The following is a 2,723-nucleotide window of genomic DNA, read 5'->3' on the forward strand; positions in this document are numbered from 1 at the left end:
AGCAGGACGTTATAAATTTATGGACTATGTCAAATTAGGGTTGCCGTTGCAAATTATTGTCGGGATTATTATGATTTTTGTATTACCTTTAATTTTCCCGTTGAATCCATAACATTGATTCGAGATAATAAAAATTTATTTTATCACAATGAGGCTTTTCGTAAAAGTTAGTTTGAATTAGTTGTTTCATTTTAATTCTTTGATTTTGAGTTTTTTTGGCAGAAATATTCAAATTCCATTTTTTTCGGACAGTTTCATTGTGATTTTTAACTATCAGTTTGGTAAATAAATTGTGCATAAAATATTAAAATATGAATACTGTAAAAAAAGGAGATCAAATTCAAGATTTTCAGGGTACTGATCAACATGGAAATGTAGTGAAACTTTCGGATTTCCAAGGTAAAAAAGTGATAGTTTTTTTCTACCCGAAAGCCAGTACGCCGGGGTGTACTGCTGAGGCATGTAGTTTAGAAAGTGGTTATGAAATTCTAAAGCAGAAAGGATACGCCTTGCTTGGAGTGAGTGCTGATTCGGTAAAGCGACAAGCCAACTTCGCTACTAAAAATAAATTAAGCTATCCACTCATCGCTGATGAAGAAAAGAAAATCATTGAGCAATTTGGCGTATGGGGTCCTAAAAAGTTTATGGGGATGGAATTTGATGGTATCCACCGAAAGACTTTCGTTTTAAATGAAAATCATGTAGTTACTCATGTGATCGACAAGGTTAAAACAAAAAATCATACAGAACAGCTTCTAGAATTTTTAGAATAATTGAACTTGTTTTGAACTTTCCGTAACTTTTAGGTTAGGACAATAAGTAAATAACGATGATTATTTGCTATTTGTTCTTTAACTTATTATCTACAGTTCTGCAAAATCGTTTGCAAAGCGTTTCACTTCGTCCCAATTTGTATAGTCAATTTCGGTAGGGGAACTTGTAGGTCCTTTGGTGATAAACATAATAAGTTTGATGATTATTCTATCAAAAAAACCGTATATTTTGTAGTTTAATTTTCCTGCAAACACTTTGACTACAGAAGGCTTCCATTCAATATTTTTTAAAAATTTCACAACATATGGATTTGTCGTTTCTGTACTCTTCTCGGGTTTTCGAGCTACTAAGTTTACGGATATGAACGCTGCTTTTTTTATATTCAATACAGCGTAGTTTTCATTGATAAGTTTCAGAATGTCAGTATGATGCTTCCCATACCGGATGCTCGAAGCTATCAGAATTTTATCAAAAAAATGCAAGTTGCCATCAAAGGTTTGCACTGGTATTAACTGTACCTCTTTTTGTTTTGAAGAAAGCACTTCGTGTATGCTATCGCATATTTTTTTTGTATGTCCGTCAACAGTTGCATAAATAATTCCAATTTTTTCCATAGCTCAAATTTATTTGTTCTGCCATTCTTGAATCCAGGTAACTAAAGCACTTACCCAACTGTTGTCATCGTTTAAACAAGGAATCATTTTAAACTCTTCACCACCGTTATGTAAGAAATCCTCACCCGCCTCCATTTCAATTTCCTCAAGTGTTTCGATACAGTCCGCCACAAAGGCTGGGGTTATGACAGCTAATTTTTTAGTTCCGCTCTTAGCAAGTTCTTCGACTCTGTCCGAGGTAAAAGGTTCCAGCCATTTGTCTATTCCTAAACGCGATTGAAACGCCTGGCTGTAGGTACCCTCTTGTAATCCAAGTTTTTCAACTAACAGACGCGTGGTTTCAAAGCAATGTGTTCTATAACAGTATTTTGACTCTTCTGATTCTGGTGCACAGCAATATTCGTGATCAACGATTTTTTTATGATTTTTTGTACGCACAGTTTTGTACAGATGACGTTCAGGCACACCGTGATACGAGAACAATAAATGATCAAACTGATTAGCATCCAAATAGGTTTTGGTTACTTTCGCAAGAGCATCAATATATTCGGTACGGTTGTAAAAAGCTGGGAATTTGGTGATTTTCATTCCTTTGAATTTTGTTTGTACCAGTTTTTCAGTCAGTACCTCAATGGTTTGGGTGGTTGCCATGGCATATTGTGGATAGAGAGGCAACAAAAGAACATCTGTAACTCCCTTATTTTTTAATTGATTCAAACCATATTCAATACTCGGATTTCCGTAACGCATAGCCATTTCTACGGGGATGGAGGTTTGTGTTTGCACTTTTTCCAGCAATCGTTTTGTGATAACAATGAGTGGAGAACCTTCTTCCCACCATATTTTTTTGTAGGCAGCGGCTGTTTTTTTGGGTCGTATACGCAAAATAATTCCGCGGACGATCAAACTTCTCAGCAAGTAAGGAAAGTCAATCACTCGTTCATCCATCAAGAACTCGTCTAAATATCGTTTAACATCTCCCACTTCCGTGGAATCAGGAGAACCTAAATTGACTAATAGTACACCTTTCATTTTATGTATTGTATATTGTATTTGAATAGTTAGTTTGCAAAGATAGATTTTTTCTGTACAAAAAAAAGAAATTCCCATAGTTTTTATTTTTGAAGAGTCTAAAATTATCTCTTTTTTTTGTTTAAATGTTTATAATGAGCTACTTAGAGTCCATTATTTTGTTTCTTCTAAAAATGTTACAGTTGTTTGTGTGTTTCATCAATAGTTTGTATTATTTTTTGGTAGTGTTTCCCAAAGTATGATACTCAAATCCACCCAAAATTGATGTAGAAAAACACAATTTCAAAGGCTTTTATATGGTTT

3 protein-coding genes are annotated in these 2,723 nt (G+C 34.3%); 1 reads left to right on the forward strand and 2 read right to left on the reverse strand.

Translation table 11 applies throughout. The features are described 5' to 3' along the window. Positions 1–311 precede the first annotated feature (311 nt). Complete coding sequence (bcp, locus tag CCAND38_RS10815; RefSeq protein ID WP_042005812.1) at positions 312–773, forward strand: thioredoxin-dependent thiol peroxidase; 462 nt, start codon at positions 312–314, stop codon at positions 771–773. Between the two features lie 90 nt (positions 774–863). Here the strand turns inward: bcp and hemG are convergent, their stop codons facing one another. Further along, positions 864–1,388: a menaquinone-dependent protoporphyrinogen IX dehydrogenase gene (gene hemG / locus CCAND38_RS10820; protein ID WP_042345396.1), complete on the reverse strand. Its 525-nt coding sequence runs from the start codon at positions 1,386–1,388 to the stop codon at positions 864–866. 9 nt (positions 1,389–1,397) lie between these two features. Beyond that, on the reverse strand, positions 1,398–2,420 hold the full coding sequence (hemH, locus tag CCAND38_RS10825) for a ferrochelatase (protein ID WP_042345398.1): 1,023 nt from the start codon (positions 2,418–2,420) through the stop codon (positions 1,398–1,400). Positions 2,421–2,723 lie beyond the last annotated feature (303 nt).

It is taken from the genome of Capnocytophaga canis, from assembly GCF_000827555.1.
GTDB lineage: Bacteria > Bacteroidota > Bacteroidia > Flavobacteriales > Flavobacteriaceae > Capnocytophaga > Capnocytophaga canis.